Source organism: Methylobacterium sp. Leaf123, from assembly GCF_001423405.1.
Classification (GTDB): Bacteria; Pseudomonadota; Alphaproteobacteria; order Rhizobiales; family Beijerinckiaceae; genus Methylobacterium.
In genome coordinates this window covers 1-15,801 of sequence record NZ_LMNS01000006.1, presented here as the reverse complement: position 1 = coordinate 15,801, position 15,801 = coordinate 1, and the positions used below count along the sequence as shown (strand labels likewise).

Genomic DNA, 15,801 nt, shown 5'->3' with positions numbered 1-15,801 from the left:
CTTGCTGGAACACACCCTGTGCGAGGGAGCGAGGCGGTGGTGCACGGCACGCAGATGCGGCGGCATCTGTGCGGAATCCAGACGGCCTGGACGGATGCGGCCGAGGCTTTGGACGCGGTCGCAGCCGTGGCGGGGGCCCTCGACCGGGCGTCCGTCGGCCATCTGATCGTCTTCTTCTCGCCGGCCTACGAGGCGGACACCCTCACTGCGGCGCTGGCCGCACAGTTTCCCGGCATCGGGCTCACCGGCTGCTCCACCTCCGGCGGGATCAGCCCGGCGGGCTCGATCGACCGCGGCCTCGTCGCCATCGCCTTTCCCCGCGAAGGCTTCCGCATCGTCGCGGGCCTGCTCACCGACATCGCTCGGCTCGACGTGGAGGGAGCGGCCTCGATCGTGCGCGGCCTGCGCCGAACCCTCGACGGGGGGCGGCCGGATGGCGGCAGGGGCCAACGCTTCGCCCTCTCGCTGATCGACTCGCTCGCCAATGCGGAGGAGACGGTGGTCTCGGCGGTGGCCTGGGCGCTCGACGGCATCCCGCTCATCGGCGGCTCGGCCGGCGACGATCTCGCCTTCCGCAGCACGGTGCTGATCCACGAGGGCCGGCTCTGTCGCGACGCGGCGGTGATCCTGCTGGTCGAGACCGATTTCCCGATCCGCATCTTCAAGAGCGACAATTTCGAGCCGACGAACCGCAAGTTCGTGGTCACCGCCGCCCGCGAGGACGAGCGGCGCGTCACCGAATTGAACGCCGAGCCCGCGGCGCGCGAATACGCCATGGCGGTGGGGCTCGATCCGGAAAACCTTTCGACGATGAGCTTTGCCGCCTACCCGCTCGCGGTGAAGATCGGCGGGGAGTATTACTGCCGCTCGATCAGCCGGGTGGAGCCGGACGGCTCGATGACCTTCTTCTGCGCCATCGGCGAGGGCGTGGTGCTGACGCTAGCGCAGCCGCGCGACATCGTCGAGGCGACGCGGGCCGAACTCGAAAGCCTCGACGCGTCGCTCGGCGGGCTCGACCTCGTGATCGGCTTCGACTGTGTGTTTCGCCGGCTCGATGCCGAGAGCCGGCAGGTGCGCCACCGCATCGCCGACCTGTACCGGCGCTACGGCGTGGTCGGCTTCGAGACCTATGGCGAGCAGTACCGCTCGATGCACCTGAACCAGACTTTCACCGGCATCGCGATCGGCCGAGCCGAGGCGCCGGAGCGCCGCGACGCCAAGACTGCGCCGTGACGACGGCCCAATGAACCGCCCAGGCCCCTGGATGGAACCGCCCGCCGAACCGCAGACCGTCGAGGCCCTGACGCATCGGGTGGCCAAGCTCGAGCGCATCAACGCGGCGCTGATGGCCCATGTCGAGCGCACCATGGACCAGCAGGGCGGCGCCTACTCGCTGTTCCAAACCGCGATCATGCTGGAAGGCCGCGTCCGCGCCCGCACCGAAGAGCTGACCGCGCTGATGAACAGCCTGGAGCGCTCGAATGCGGCGATGCAGGCAGCCAAGGAGGAGGCCGAGACCGCCAACCGCTCGAAGACGCGCTTCCTGGCCGCGGCCAGCCACGATCTGCTCCAGCCGCTCAACGCCGCCCGCCTCTCGCTCTCCGCGCTGACCGACCTCGCGCCGGGGCCCGAGGCGCAAGGCATCGCCCGGCAGGTCGAGCGCGGCCTGGAGACGATCGAGGATCTCATCAAGGCGCTCATCGACATCTCGAAGCTCGATGCCGGCATCGTGCGCCCGGTGGTGAAGCCGGTGCGGCTCGCCGACCTCGTGGCCGGGATCGAGGCGAGCTTCCGGCCCTTCGCCGAGCGCAAGGAGCTGCGCCTCGTCACCCGCTGCGCCGACCTCGTGGTGGAGACGGACGGGATCCTGCTCCAGCGCATCCTCCAGAACCTCGTCTCGAACGCGATCCGCTACACCGAAAGCGGCGGCGTGCTGATCGTGGCGCGTCGGCGGGACAAGCTCTGCCGGATCGACGTGGTCGATACCGGCTGCGGCATTCCCGAGATCGAGCGGGCACTGGTCTTCGAGGAGTTCTTTCGCGGCGCGCGCGAGGGCGACGATGGCGGGATCGGTCTCGGGCTCGGCCTCTCGATCGTGCAGCGCATGGCCTCGACGCTGGGGCACGCCATCGAACTGCATTCCCGCACCGGCCACGGCACGCGGCTGAGCCTGACCCTGCCGCTTGCCACACAACGCCCGGACCCGCGGGTGACCCTCGCCCCGCTCGCGACGGCGCTGACGGGCGCGCGGGTGCTCGCGATCGATAACGACGCCTCCACGGCGGAGGCGCTGCAACGGCTCCTGCGCAACTGGGATGCCGAGGTGCAGGTGTTTCGCGATCTGGCCGGCGTGGTCGCCGCCCTCGGCGCCGGTCTCGCGCGGCCGGACGTGATGGTGATCGACTACCACCTCGACAACGGCGCCTGCGGCCTCGACGTGGTGGATTACCTGCGGCGTAACCGGGGTTGGGTGACGCCGGTGATCCTCACCACCGCCGACCACGGTGCGGACATCGCCGCCCGCGCCCAGGCCACGGGGGCCGAACTCGTCCACAAGCCGATCAAGCCGGCGCAGCTGCGCTCGCTGCTCGCCTACATGCTGGCGTGAGAGTCGGGCGGATCAGAGGGCGCTGTAACGCCGCTCGCCCATCAGCCGGTCACGCGCGCGGGCGACGAGGGCCGGGCGGATGCGGGTGACGTCCTCACCATCGAGCAGCGGCGATCCGGCGAGCACGCCGAGATAGGCCTCTTCTCGGTCCTGGCAGGTGGAGACCGCCTTGGTGGCGGCGAAGCTGCGGCTGGTGGTGCGGATCTGCTCCGCGAACGCGGCGTCGAGACAGGCCTGCCACGCCGCGTGGCGCGCTCCCTCCCGGCTCTCCGCCCGCACGGGGAGGGCGGCGAGAAGGGCGAGGGTCGTGAGGCTGGCGAGGAGGACGCGACGCATGGGACGAGCGGACCCTGGGACGGCGAACCTGAGGCAGTGACGGGGTTTTCCGGCGCGGCACACGCTCGTGGAAACCTCTCATCAACCTTGGCAGCCGAACCGTTAAAGCCTCCTAACGCGCGAGGTCCGGGTCCGGTCCCGATTTGGGACGAGGAAAAATCTCTGAAAAAGTTCCCTCAGCGGTTGGCCGCCGTGAGCGGCGAGGCGTCGCGGCCGAGCGCCATCCAGCCCACCGCTTCCTGGCTCTCGCGCTTGACGAAGGTGTAGCCGGTCTGGCGCCAGGGCAGCACCGCGTTGGTCTTGTTGTCGAGCACGAGGTCGCCGCGGTTGGTGATGATCGTGAGGACCGCGTGGCCCTCGCCTTTCTCGTCGATGACCACGGTCATCCGCATCGCCCGGCGCGGCAGGCCGGCCTCGACCAGCAGGCGGCGCTTGAGGAGCTGGAAGTCCTCGCAATCGCCCCGGCCGTCCTCGGCGAGATCCCAGCGGTCGGCGGCGCGCCAATGGTCCCCATCGGTCACCGCTTCCACCGACCGGTTGATCCGGCGGTTGACCGCGTTGATCGTCTGCCACAGCGCCGGGGTCAGGGTGACGCTGGCGGCCTCGGTGCGATCGACCGCGCATTCGCCGGGATACCGCTCGCAGAACTCGGCCCAGGCGGCGATCGGCCGGGCGGGGCCGGTGGTGACCGCCGACAGGCTCATGGCGGGCAGCGCGGCAGTCGGCTGGGCCTCGGCGCGCGGGGCCGGCCCGAGGAGAAAAGCCCCGGCCAGGGCGAGGCCCGCCAGCAGGCGGGTCGTGAGGGCGGGCCGGACGACACAGAGCTTGGAGAACGCGATTCGCATGGCCCTGACCGAGCAGTTAAGCTTCCGTTAATGAAGCTCTCACGGCCGTTCGGTTCCCGCAATCGGCGAGTTAAAAATCGGTTAACGCGATCCGTCGCATTTGATCGATCGGGGTCGGGACGTCCGCGGCGAGGCGCAGGAGCATGCGCGAGACAAGTCCCGAGCACCGTCACCGGGCGCGGTGGCGGCGCCGCCACGGCACCTGTTAGGCTTGGGCTTATCTCAAGATTTGCAAAGCCTTCCGATGACCAGCGAACTGCCTTCTGCCGAGTCCGCGCAGCCCACCGATCGCGGGCCGGCGGTGATCCGCACCGTGGCGATGCCCACCGATACGAACCCGGCCGGCGACATCTTCGGTGGCTGGCTGATGGCGCAGATGGACATGGCCGCCGGCAACGTCGCCGCGCGCCGGGCACGGGGGCGCTGCGCCACGATCTCGGCGGAGGCGATGACCTTCCACCGCCCGGTCTTCGTCGGCGACGAGGTGAGCTTCTATGCCTGGATCGTGCAGACGGGCCGCACCTCGATGCGCATCCAGGTCGAGGTCTGGCGCCGGGAGCGGGAGGGCGAGGCCACCATGAAGGTGACGGAAGGCCTCTTCACCTTCGTCGCCATCGGGCCGGATCGCCGACCGCGGCCGATCCCGGAGGAGCGGGCGGTCTGAAGGACACGTCCGCGTCGCGAACGCGGATCGGGCTTTCAGTGCATCGTCAGCGTGGTGAGCCGGCGCGCGCCCGCATGCTGGTGCAGGAAGGCGCTCATCTCGGCGAGCACCGGCGCCTTGCGGCGGAAGCTGACGGAGAGCGACAGCAGCGTGTCGGCATGGTCGAGGCCCTCGTAGACCCGCTCCTGCACCGGCACGCGGGCCGTGCGCAGGCGCTCGGCAAGGCTCGCCGTATTGCGGGGCCGGACCACGGTGTCCTTGTCGCCGGTGGCGAGGAAGGTCGGCGGTGAGTGAGCCCCGGCATAGGAGATGGGCTGCGTCGCCTCCGGGTCGGGCGCCTGTCCGAACACGTCGATCGAGGTCTTCTGGTCGAAGGGCAGGAAGTCGTAGGGGCCCGACAGGCCGGCCACCGCCCGGATGACCCGCGGATCGACGCCGGCCTGGCGCAGATATTCGGTGTCGAGCCCGAGCATCGCCGCGTTGTAGGCGCCCGCCGAGTGGCCCGCGAGCACGATCCGGCTCGGGTCGCCGCCCTGCGCGGCGATGTTGTCGCGCACCCAGGCGATGGCCGCCGCCCCGTCCTTCAGGAAGTCGGGAAAGCGCACTTTCGGATGGAGCCGGTAATCCGGCAGCACGGTCACGAAGCCCTGCGCGGCCAGGGCCTGCGCGGCGAAGGCGTAGTCGTCCTTGCTGCCGCTGTTCCACGAGCCGCCGTAGAAGAACACCAGCACCGGCGCCCGCTCCACGGGCACGGTCGGCACGAACACGTCGAGGCGCTGGCGCGGGTCGGCGCCGTAGGCCGCGTCGCGGATCGCGAGGCGCCCGCCCTTGTCGCGCGGACCGAGCGCATCGAACAGCGCCAGCGGCGAGCAGCCGCTCAGGCCCAGGGCGGTGAGCCCGAGGCAGACCAACGAGACGAGGGAGACGAATGCCTTGATCATGTGGCCCGTGATTGACGTGGCGGTCGCGGCGGATTCATGGCCGCGGGGTGGCGACGTTGGGAGTTATGTCCTCAGGACGATGCAGGCGCCGCCGACACTGCGGATCTTCTGGCAGAGGCCGTCGGCCGCGTTCCGGCTCTCGGCGGGGATGCGCACCCGGTAGAAGGTGCGCGTGCCGCGAAAGCGCAGGCGGGTGCCGACGATCATCGGGCGCACCTCGCCGATCACGCTGGTGTAGCGAACCCGTGCGCGCTGGAAGCTCGCCAGCGCCAGCGACTTCGAGAAGTTGCCGGCGAGCTGCACGCCCCAGGGGGCGGCCGGGCCGCCCTCGACGGACAGGGCAAAGCGATCTCCGCGCGACGGGATGCGCAAGGCGGCGGTGACCTGAAGGCAGCTCTGCGTCTCGGCCTCCGGCGGGGGCGGCTTGTCCTCCAGTGTTCCCTCGGTCTTCTTGCCCTCGGCCTTCTTCGCCGCCGGATCGGCGCCCTCCGGCATCTCGACGCTGGCGTTCGGCCGCCAATCCTCCGCCGGGCGCCCGGTGATGCCGATGACGTAGGCCCGCGTCTCCGCAGGCAGGCCGCCGCTGCCGGCGAGCCAGGCCGAGACGCGCCCCGGCCCGCCATTATAGGCCGCCGCCGCGAGGCCGAGATTGCCGAACTGCCGCTTGAGATCGGCCAGGAAATGCGCCGCGTGCGGGATCGCCTGTTCGGGGTCGAACGGATCGCTGAGCCCGCGATCCTTGGCCGTGCCCGGCATGAACTGCGCCACGCCCTGTGCGCCGGCCGGGCTCACCACGCCGACGCGAAACGCGCTCTCGCGCCAGATCAGGCGGGTCAGGAACGGCACCGGAAGCTTCCGCGCCTTGGCCGAATCCTCGATCAGCCGGCAGAGCGCCTGCTCCACCGTCTCGCTCTCGGGCGAGGGGGCCGCACGCGAGGGACCGGCGAGCACGGCGAGGGCGGCCGGCAGAAGAACGAGGGCGAAACGAGACACGGCGGCTGATTTAGGGCGCCGGCCCGGGAAGGGGATGGCCGCGCGCTTCCTCGCCACGGTCTGCCCTGCTGATGGGCATCATTGTGCCGGGCCTGACGCTTCGCCAGAGGGTTGTACCTTAGTACCGTTCTAAGAATTGTACTATTTTTCCTGCGTTCCGCGCGCTAGGCTCGATGCTTGCAAGAGCCGGACGCCAAGATCCGGCCTCATGAGGAGGAACACGATGCTCGAAGAGCGCATCTCGGAGATCGACGCCGAGGCGGCTGCCAAGTCCGTTTCCGAAGCCGTCACCCGGCTCGGCGCCTGCCCGCACGACTGCCCCGACACCTGCTCGATGATCTACACCGTCGAGAACGGCCGGCTGATCGATGTGCGCGGCAACCCCGACCACCCGATGACCCGCGGCGCGCTCTGCGGCAAGCTCAAGGACTTCGACCGCCACCACTACAACCCCGACCGCATCCTCTACCCGATGCGCCGCGCCGGCCCGAAGGGCAGCGGTCAGTTCGAGCGGATCACCTGGGAGGAGGCGCTCTCTGAGATCCACCGCCGCTTCACCGGCATCATCGAGACGCACGGGGCGGAAGCGATCCTTCCCTACAACTATCTCGGCAACGAGGGCGTGGTGCAGGGGCTCACCGTGGGTGACGCCTTCTTCAACCGCCTCGGCGCGACGGTGGCCGAGAAGACCTTCTGCGGCTCGGGCTCCTGCACCGCGTGGCTGCTCACGGTGGGCCCGACCAACGGCACCGACCCGATGAGCTTCGCGCAATCGAAGCTCATCGTGATCTGGGGCTGCAACTCGGTCTCGACCAACATCCACCACTGGCACGTGGTGAAGGAGGCGCAGCGCCACGGCGCCCGCGTCATCGTGATCGACCCCTACCGCTCGCGCACCGCCGCCCAGGCCGACTGGCACCTGATGCCCAAGCCCGGCACTGACGGCGCGCTCGCCATGGCGATGATCCGCGTCATCATCGAAGAGGGCCTGACCGACGACGACTACATCGCCCGGCACACGGTGGGCTTCGAGCCGCTGAAGGAGCGGGCGCAGGCCTTCACGCCGGAATACGCGTCGGAGATCTGCGGCATCCCGGCCGAGGACATCCGACAACTCGCGCGCGAATACGCCACCACCCGCAACGCGGCGCTTCGGCCCGGCGTGGCAGTGGAGCGCAGCGCCGGCGGCGCCCAGGCCCTGCGCGCGATCTTCTCGCTTCCCGCCCTGACGGGGTCGTGGAAGGATCCGGGCGGCGGCGTCTACCAGATGCCGCTGTGGGAATTCCCAGTGCATTGGGACCGGGTGTGCCGGCCGGACCTGATCCCGGAGGGCACGCGGGTGCTCAACGTGCTCAAGCTCGGCGAGGTGCTGACCGGCGAGGCGGGGATCGAGCCCGGCATCCACGCCCTGATGGTCTACAACGCCAACCCGGTCTCGAACTCGACCGAGACCGCCAAGATCAAGCGCGGGCTGGCCCGCGAGGATCTGTTCACGGTCGTCAGCGAACACTTCGTCACCGACACCGCCCGCTACGCCGACATCCTGCTCCCGGCCACCATGGCGGCCGAGCACGACGACATGATGTTCTCCTGGGGGCACTTCTTCTTCACCCTGAACCAGAAGGCGATCGAGCCGCCGGGTGAGACGGTCTCGAATGCCGAGCTGTTCCGGCGGCTCGCCAAGACCTTCGGCTTCACCGAGCCCCAGTTCTCCATGAGCGAGACCGAACTCATGGAATGGTATCTCGATTGGGAGAGCCCGAAGCTCGGCGGCATCGGCATGGACCATTTCCGCCAGCACGGCTGGTACCGCCTCAATATCGGCGATCCCGACACGCGCACCCCGCATGCCGAGGGCAACTTCCCCACACCGTCCGGCAAGTGCGAGTTCTACTCGGAGGCCGCGATCACGAGCGGCAACTTCGTCGCGCCGCCCTTCCGGCAGATGTACGAGCAGTTCCAGGGCGGCGAGGCCCTCGATCCGCTGCCGGGCTACGTGCCGGCCAACGAACGGCCGGAGACGAATCCGACCCAAGCCGAGCGCTACCCGCTCAACATCGTCTCGCCGAAGAGCCACGGCTTCCTCAACTCGCAATACGCCAACGAGGCGCACAAGGTCCGGGCGCAGGGGGAGCAGACGATCCTGATCAACCCGGCCGACGCGCTGAGCCGCGAGATCGGCGAGGGCGCGCTGGTGCGGGTGTTCAACGATCGCGGCGCCTTCCACGGGCAGGCGCGGGTGACCGAGGAGGTGCCGCCGGGCCTCGTCATCGCCTCGCTCGGCTACTGGCACTCGCTCAACCGCGACGGGGCGGTGAACGTCATCAGCGCCTCGACCTATGGCGGCATGGGCCACTCGCCGACCTTCAGCGACAACCTCGTGCAGGTCGGGCTGGCGCAGTAGCGCGACGCGAAGACGATTCGCGCGGCCGGCCCCGCGCGCTATAACCCCTCGGCCCGCCGCTCCGACACCGGATCGCGGCGGGCCGTTTTTGTTCGCCGGGGTTCGATGTCCGATACGCTGCTGACCGTCGAGGATCTCTCGGTCGCCTTCCGAAGCGGGACACGGGAGACGCGCGCGGTGGACCGCGTCAGCTTCGCCATCGAGCGCGGCGAGACTCTGGCCCTGGTCGGCGAATCCGGCTCCGGCAAATCGGTGACGGCGCTCTCGATCCTGCGGCTGCTCGACGGCGCCGCCCATCACCCGGGCGGCAAGATCCTGTTCAAGGGGCGCGACCTGCTCGCGCTGCCGGAGCGCGAGATGCGCGCGGTGCGCGGCGCGGACATCACCATGGTGTTCCAGGAGCCGATGACCTCGCTCAACCCGCTTCATTCCATCCAGCGGCAGATTGGCGAGGTGCTGGAGATCCACCGCGGCCTGAAGGGGAAGGCGGCGCGGGCCCGCATCCTCGAACTGCTCGATCTCGTCGGCATCCGCGACGCCGAGCGGCGGCTCGGCGCCTATCCGCACGAATTGTCCGGCGGTCAGCGCCAGCGCGTCATGATCGCCATGGCGCTCGCCTGCGAGCCCGATCTGCTGGTGGCCGACGAGCCGACCACCGCCCTCGACGTCACCGTCCAGGCGCAGATCCTCGCGCTGCTGGCCGACCTGCAGAAGCGGCTCGGCATGGCGATGCTGTTCATCACCCACGATCTCGGCATCGTCCGGCGCATCGCCGATCGGGTTTGCGTGATGCTCGCCGGCCGGATCGTCGAGGCGGGCCCGGTCGATCGGGTCTTCACCCGGCCTCAGCACGAATACACGCAAAGGCTGCTCGCCGCCGAACCCACCGGCCGGGCGAACCCTGTGCCCGATCACGCCGAGGAACTGGTCGAGGCCGGGCCGCTCAAGGTGTGGTTTCCGCTCAAGGCGGGTCTGCTCCGGCGCACCGTCGGCCACGTCAAGGCGGTCGATGGGGTGCGGCTCCGGGTGCGGGCCGGCGAGACCGTCGGCGTCGTCGGCGAATCCGGCTCGGGCAAGACCACCCTAGGCCTCGCTCTCCTGCGGCTCACGGAATCCGAGGGGCCGATCGTGTTCCTCGGGCAGCGCATCGAAGGGCGCGGCCCCGCGCTGATGCGGCCCCTGCGCAAGGACATGCAGGTGGTCTTCCAAGACCCCTACGGCTCGCTCTCGCCGCGCATGTCGGTGGGCGACATCGTCGCCGAGGGGTTGGCCGTGCAGGGGCTGGTGAAGGGAGGCGACGAGCGCCGCGCCCTGGTGGCGAAGGCCCTCACCGATGTCGGGCTCGATCCGGCGGCGATGGACCGCTACCCGCACGAATTCTCCGGCGGTCAGCGCCAGCGCATCGCGATTGCCCGCGCCATCGTCTTGAAGCCCCGCTTCGTCGTGCTCGACGAACCGACCTCGGCGCTCGACCGTTCGGTGCAGGCGCAGATCGTGACGCTCCTGCGCGATCTCCAGCGCGAGCGCGGCATCGCCTACCTGTTCATCAGCCACGACCTCAAGGTGGTCCGCGCGCTCTCGAACTACGTCATGGTGATGCAGCACGGCCAAGTGGTCGAGGAGGGCCCAGCCGAAGAGATCTTCGCCGCGCCCAAGACCGACTACACCCGCACCCTGTTCGCCGCGGCCTTCGAGATGGATGCCGCGACCACCGCCGAGATCGAGCCGGCCTGACGCATGGCCCGCGCCCTCCTCATCGTTCTCGATTCCGTCGGCATCGGCGGCGCTCCGGATGCCGACCGCTACGGCGATGCCGGCTCGGACACGGTCGGGCACATCGCCGAGGCCTGCGCCGCCGGGGGCGGCGACCGGCCGGGCCTGCGCGCCGGGCCTCTGCGCCTGCCGAACCTCGCCGCGCTCGGCCTCGGGCTGGCCTGCGAGGGCGCCACCGGGCGCGTGCCGCCGGGGCTCGCACCTGAGGGATCGGTGCAGGCGCTCTGGGGCCACGCCGTCGAGACCGCGGCCGGCAAGGACACCCCGTCAGGCCATTGGGAGATTGCGGGCGTGCCGGTGCGGGAGGCCTGGGGCCACTTCCCCGATACGCAGCCGGCTTTCCCGGCCGAACTGACGGCGGCGTTGATCGAACAAGCAGGGCTGCCGGGCATCCTCGGCGATTGCCACGCGTCGGGCACCGCGATCATCAATGCGTTCGGGGCCGAGCATGTCCGGACGGGCAAGCCGATCTGCTACACCTCGGCCGACAGCGTGTTCCAGATCGCCGCGCACGAGGAGGTGTTCGGGCTGGAGCGGCTCTACGAGACCTGCCGGATCGCGCGCGAACTCTGCGACTCCTACCGCGTCGGCCGGGTCATCGCCCGGCCCTTCCTCGGCAGCGAGACGGACGGCTTCCGCCGCACCAGCCGCCGCAAGGATTTTTCCGTCGCGCCGCCCGCCGGGACGCTGCTCGACCGGCTGGAGGCCGCCGGCCGCGCCGTCGTGAGCGTCGGCAAGATCGGCGACATCTTTGCCCACCGCGCCACCGGCCGCGAGATCAAGCCCGCCGGCAACGCCGCCTGCCTCGACGCGGCGCTCGACGCCTTCGCCGGACTGCCGGAGGGGGGCTTCGTCTTCCTCAACCTCGTGGATTTCGACACCGAGCACGGCCACCGCCGCGACGTGCCGGGCTACGCCGCCGAACTGGAAGCCTTCGACGCGCGCCTGCCCGAGATCCACGCGGTCCTGAAGCCCGGCGATCTCTGCCTCATCACCGCCGACCACGGCAACGACCCGACCTGGACCGGCACCGAGCACACCCGCGAGCAGGTGCCGGTGCTGGCCTTCGGGCCGAAGGTCGCGCCCGGTTCGATCGGGCGGCGCGACACCTTCGCCGATATCGGCGCTTCGGTGGCGGCCCATCTCGGCCTGCCGCCGCTCGGCGCGGGTAAGGCGTGGTGGTGAGGGGCTTGCGCCTGCGCTCCCATCAATCCGCCTCACCCTGAGGTACCGCGAAGCGGCCTCGAAGGGTCTTCCAGGGATCGCGAGCGATCTGGAGGATCCTTCGAGGCCCGCTTGACGCGGGCACCTCAGGATGAGGCGGAGGGAAGGAGAGCCGAGGTTCAGAGTGCCTCACATGACTCCCGGTTGCCGAACGGCTCCACGTTGGTCAGGGCGGCGCACCAGGGGGCGTGAGAGGCACTCAGGCGATCAGCGCGAAAACTTCTTGTACTTCAGCTTCTTCGGGATGATCGAATCGAGCCCGAGACGGCGCTTCTTGTCCGCCTCGTATTCCGAGAAGTTCCCCTCGAACCACTCGACGTGGCTGTCGCCCTCGAAGGCGAGGATGTGGGTCGCGATGCGGTTCAGGAACCAGCGATCGTGGCTGATGATGACGGCGCAGCCCGCGTAATCCTCCAGCGCGTCCTCAAGGGCGCGCAGGGTCTCCATGTCGAGGTCGTTGGTCGGCTCGTCGAGCAGCAGCACGTTGGCGCCGCCCTTGAGGGTGCGGGCCAGATGCACCCGGTTGCGCTCACCGCCCGAGAGGGTGCCGACCTTCTTCTGCTGGTCGCCGCCCTTGAAGGCGAAGGCCGCGCAATAGGCGCGTGAATTGATCTCGCGCTTGTTGAAATAGATGATGTCGTTGCCGCCCGACACTTCCTGCCAGACGGTGGCGTTGGGATCGAGCGCGTCGCGCGACTGATCGACGTAGCCGAGCTTGACCGTCTCGCCGACCGAGATGCTGCCGCCGTCGGGCTTCTCCTGGCCGGTGATCATCTTGAACAGGGTGGTCTTGCCGGCGCCGTTGGGGCCGATGACGCCGACGATGCCGCCCGGCGGCAGCTTGAACGAGAGATCCTCGATCAAGAGGCGGTCGCCGAACGCCTTGTTGAGATGATCGAACTCGATGACGTTGGTGCCCAGGCGCTCGTCGATCGGGATGACGATCTGCGCCGCCGCGTCGATCTTGTTGTTCTGCTTGGCCACCAGCTCTTCGTAGCGGGTGATACGCGCCTTCGACTTCGACTGCCGGGCCTTCGGGGACGCGGAGATCCACTCCTGCTCGCGATTGATCGAGCGCTGGCGGGCCATGTCCTCGCGGCCCTCCTGCTCCAGGCGCTTCTGCTTCTGGACGAGCCAGGCGGAGTAGTTGCCCTCGTAGGGGTAGCCGCGGCCGCGATCGAGTTCGAGAATCCAGCCCGTGACGTTGTCGAGGAAGTAGCGATCGTGGGTCACGATCAGGATCGCGCCCGGATACTGCTTGAGATGGCCCTCGAGCCAGTTCACCGTCTCGGCGTCGAGGTGGTTGGTCGGCTCGTCGAGGAGCAGCAGTTCCGGCTCCCACAGCAGCAGCTTACACAGGGCGACGCGGCGGCGCTCGCCGCCCGACAGGGTCGCGACGGGCTGCTCGTCGCTCGGGCAGCCGAGCGCCTCCATGGCCTGATCGACCTTGGAATCGAGCTCCCAGAGGTTCTGGGCCTCGATCTGGTCCTGGAGGGCGGTCATCTCGTCCGCCGTCTCCTCGGAATAGTTCATCGCGAGTTCGTTGTAGCGGTCGAGCAGCGCCTGCTTCTCGGCCACGCCCTCCATGACGTTCTCGCGCACCGACTTGTTCGGATCGAGCTGCGGCTCCTGCGGCAGGTAGCCGACTCGCGCGCCCTGCGCGACGAAGCCTTCGCCGGTCCAGTCCTTGTCGATGCCGGCCATGATCTTGAGCAGCGTCGATTTGCCGGCGCCGTTGATGCCGAGCACGCCGATCTTGGCGTCGGGGTAGAACGACAGGTTGACGTTCTCGAGGACCTTCTTGCCCCCGACATAGGTCTTGGTCAGACCCCGCATGTGGTAGATGAATTCGCGGGCCATGTGCGTTCGTCCTGCGTGAAGCGTGGGGGCCGGTCGGGCCGGCGGTCGCGGATGCGTGGCCTCTCGCACGAGGCTGGCTCTGTCGAGCCAAGATGCTCGAGCCATGCCGCGCGGGGCGCCGTCCGCTCGCGGATGAAGAATTTCGTGTTCGAGTATCAGGGCCGCTCCGCAGGGGCAAGGCGAAGGCCGGACAGGCGAGGGCCGGATACCGATCCTGATATGAGGGCGGTGCGCCTCAAGCGAAAGGGTTGCGCGCCGGCTCGGCCGTCTCCGGCTCCTCGGGCACGGCGTCCGGCAGATCCTCCGCTTCGAGGGTGGCGACCACCGCATCGAGCAGGCTCTTCAGCGCCCTCGCCCGCTTCAACCCCGCTCGGTCGCGGGTGAGGTCGAGGCTGCCATGCAGGGCGATACGGCGCGTGCCGTTCTCGATGGAGAAGCCCGCGAAGGTTTGGACGCCGGCATCCTCCGCGAAGGGGCGGAAGGGGAGGGCGGGATCGGCTTTGCGGCGCGGCATCGGGGGCTCCTCAGAAGATCGCGCGCATCAGCTCGCGCCAGAGCCGGCGCAGCACATCGATGGCCAGTTGCTTGAGGAAGTCGGCGAAGGATTCCTGGCCGCCGCGGGAGAATTCCTGCGGCTCGGGCAGCGTCATCGCCTTGGCCTTGCTCGCCTCGGGCAGCGACGGGAATACGTCGAGCCCCGCCGTTTCCCGCAGGGTCGCGAGCGAGACCGCGCGCCACTCCGCCCCCGCCGCATTCGGCACGAGATAGGCCCCGGCCTCGCCGGTGCGCGGATCGTAGATCGCCTTGAACATCTGGGTCGGCACCAGCACCCGCCCCTTGATCGCCCCGATTGAGCGGCCCTCGAAGATCGGGCCGGTTACGACGAAGATCTCGCCGCGCGCGCTGGCGAGCCGGCGCACGCTCTCCTCGATCGCCGCCCAGAGGCTGCGGTTCAGCGCCCGGTTCTGGGGCACGATGTTGGCGAGGCTGAAGGATTCGGCCTGGGCGACCGCGCTCGGCATGTCGCCGGCCGGGGCGAGATGGCCGCGGTCGTAGCCGCTCCGCAGGTAGTCGGCGAGGCTCGCGCGGTCGTCCTCGGGTAGCCGGTCCTCGTCGTGGAAGGCGTCGGCGCGCTCGACCCGGCGGGCGGCGGACACGCTCCGGCGCGTCAGACGCTCGGCGGCGTAGAGCGGCGTGCGCGACACGCCCGAATGCAGCACGGCGAAGGCCTCGAAGCAGAGCGGCACGGCTCTGTCGGCGAGCTTCGGATTGGTCAGCGTCGGCGCCCGGCCGTCCGCGAACATGGCCGGGCAGGCCGGAGCCCCCGGCAGGACCCGGGACGCCTCCGGCAGGATCCGGGACACCTCCGGCAGGATCCGGGACACCTCCGGCAGGGCCTGCGCGATCGCCGCGTGGGAGATGACGACCAGTAGAAGGGCCGGAACGAGGGAACGCAGTGCCATCGCCAGGTTAGTAGCAGACCCGGACGCGGCGGGGGCCGGACGGCGTCTCCCGCCAGCGGAAGCCGCAGGGGCGTCCGAGCGGATCGATCAGCGGGCGGATGTCACGGTCCGGCGGTCCCGGCGGGCGACGGCAGCGGACGTCGTCGGGGCAGCTCGCTGCGCTGGGCCGGGGCCTGCCGGCATCCGCCGCCCAGGCCGCGCTTCCGCCGATCAGGGCGAGCGCCAGCGCGGCCGTGGCCGATAACGTTGCGGCGATAGGCATCGGGCGGCAGCCTCGGGGATCAGCGGGGGAGATGTTGATCAATGCAGCCTTCATCCATAATTGAGGGCGCGTCACGCGTGAAATCGTGGGGCTGCCTTAACTCTGAAGGCAGACGAAGCGGACGAATCGTCTGAAAGACGCGCCGCTGTTGCAGCAAGATCATGGTATCCCGTGATCGGTTTGCGCTAGAATGATCGTTCATATGTCCCGGGGAGAGCTGTTTCCGGGGGCGGGCGAATTCCGAAGGCAGGCCGCGTTCGAGGATTCGGGCGTGCGGCCCTGCAAGAGCCGCCTGCCGACGGAAACGCATTGAGAGACGGGTGAAGGCTTTGGCACTAGCGGACACGACGATCCTTGAGGGTCTTGAGACGCCGGATCGTCTCCGGCTTCTGCCGGAGAGCGAGCTGCGGCGGGTCGCCGACGCCGTG

The 15,801-nt window shown here is 69.5% G+C and carries 14 protein-coding genes; 6 read left to right on the top strand and 8 right to left on the bottom strand.

The window, feature by feature from the left end; translation table 11 throughout:
• Positions 1–36 precede the first annotated feature (36 nt).
• The gene (locus ASF53_RS07045; RefSeq protein WP_056196093.1) at positions 37–1,233 is read left to right on the top strand and encodes an FIST N-terminal domain-containing protein; all 1,197 of its coding nucleotides are present in this window, start codon (positions 37–39) and stop codon (positions 1,231–1,233) included.
• 10 nt (positions 1,234–1,243) lie between these two features.
• Positions 1,244–2,608 carry an ATP-binding response regulator gene (locus ASF53_RS07040; RefSeq protein ID WP_056196089.1) on the top strand — a complete coding sequence of 455 codons (1,365 nt, stop codon included), beginning with the start codon at positions 1,244–1,246 and terminating at the stop codon, positions 2,606–2,608.
• 12 nt (positions 2,609–2,620) lie between these two features.
• Here ASF53_RS07040 and ASF53_RS07035 read toward each other — a convergent pair whose 3' ends face one another.
• Both ASF53_RS07035 and ASF53_RS07030 read right to left on the bottom strand, forming a co-directional pair.
• Complete coding sequence (locus tag ASF53_RS07035) at positions 2,621–2,944, bottom strand: hypothetical protein (protein ID WP_056196085.1); 324 nt, start codon at positions 2,942–2,944, stop codon at positions 2,621–2,623.
• A gap of 176 nt (positions 2,945–3,120) precedes the next feature.
• Positions 3,121–3,789: a transglutaminase-like cysteine peptidase gene (locus ASF53_RS07030; RefSeq protein WP_056196082.1), complete on the bottom strand. Its 669-nt coding sequence runs from the start codon at positions 3,787–3,789 to the stop codon at positions 3,121–3,123.
• Between the two features lie 244 nt (positions 3,790–4,033).
• Between ASF53_RS07030 and ASF53_RS07025 the strand changes: the two genes are divergently transcribed.
• Positions 4,034–4,453 (top strand): acyl-CoA thioesterase, encoded by a 420-nt coding sequence (locus ASF53_RS07025; RefSeq protein ID WP_056196078.1) that lies wholly within the window; start codon positions 4,034–4,036, stop codon positions 4,451–4,453.
• 35 nt (positions 4,454–4,488) lie between these two features.
• Here the strand turns inward: ASF53_RS07025 and ASF53_RS07020 are convergent, their stop codons facing one another.
• Positions 4,489–5,394, bottom strand: a complete 906-nt coding sequence (locus ASF53_RS07020) for an alpha/beta hydrolase (protein ID WP_056196076.1) — start codon at positions 5,392–5,394, stop codon at positions 4,489–4,491.
• A gap of 63 nt (positions 5,395–5,457) precedes the next feature.
• Entirely contained in the window at positions 5,458–6,387 is a 930-nt protein-coding gene (locus tag ASF53_RS07015) for a lytic transglycosylase domain-containing protein (RefSeq protein ID WP_056196071.1), read from the bottom strand.
• A 223-nt stretch (positions 6,388–6,610) separates the two neighbouring features.
• Between ASF53_RS07015 and ASF53_RS07010 the strand changes: the two genes are divergently transcribed.
• The 3 genes from ASF53_RS07010 to ASF53_RS07000 all read left to right on the top strand — a co-directional run bounded on the left by ASF53_RS07010 (position 6,611) and on the right by ASF53_RS07000 (position 11,749).
• On the top strand, positions 6,611–8,791 hold the full coding sequence (locus ASF53_RS07010; protein ID WP_056196068.1) for a molybdopterin-containing oxidoreductase family protein: 2,181 nt from the start codon (positions 6,611–6,613) through the stop codon (positions 8,789–8,791).
• A 105-nt stretch (positions 8,792–8,896) separates the two neighbouring features.
• Entirely contained in the window at positions 8,897–10,525 is a 1,629-nt protein-coding gene (locus tag ASF53_RS07005; protein WP_056196065.1) for an ABC transporter ATP-binding protein, read from the top strand.
• Between the two features lie 3 nt (positions 10,526–10,528).
• Entirely contained in the window at positions 10,529–11,749 is a 1,221-nt protein-coding gene (locus ASF53_RS07000; RefSeq protein ID WP_056196060.1) for a phosphopentomutase, read from the top strand.
• Positions 11,750–11,995: 246 nt separating this feature from the next.
• Here ASF53_RS07000 and ettA read toward each other — a convergent pair whose 3' ends face one another.
• The 4 genes from ettA to ASF53_RS06980 all read right to left on the bottom strand — a co-directional run bounded on the left by ettA (position 11,996) and on the right by ASF53_RS06980 (position 15,373).
• Entirely contained in the window at positions 11,996–13,648 is a 1,653-nt protein-coding gene (ettA, locus tag ASF53_RS06995; RefSeq protein WP_056196056.1) for an energy-dependent translational throttle protein EttA, read from the bottom strand.
• A gap of 235 nt (positions 13,649–13,883) precedes the next feature.
• Complete coding sequence (locus ASF53_RS06990; RefSeq protein WP_056196053.1) at positions 13,884–14,162, bottom strand: hypothetical protein; 279 nt, start codon at positions 14,160–14,162, stop codon at positions 13,884–13,886.
• A 10-nt stretch (positions 14,163–14,172) separates the two neighbouring features.
• On the bottom strand, positions 14,173–15,111 hold the full coding sequence (locus ASF53_RS06985) for a DNA/RNA non-specific endonuclease (protein ID WP_056196050.1): 939 nt from the start codon (positions 15,109–15,111) through the stop codon (positions 14,173–14,175).
• Positions 15,112–15,118: 7 nt separating this feature from the next.
• Positions 15,119–15,373 carry a hypothetical protein gene (locus ASF53_RS06980; protein WP_056196046.1) on the bottom strand — a complete coding sequence of 85 codons (255 nt, stop codon included), beginning with the start codon at positions 15,371–15,373 and terminating at the stop codon, positions 15,119–15,121.
• Positions 15,374–15,801 lie beyond the last annotated feature (428 nt).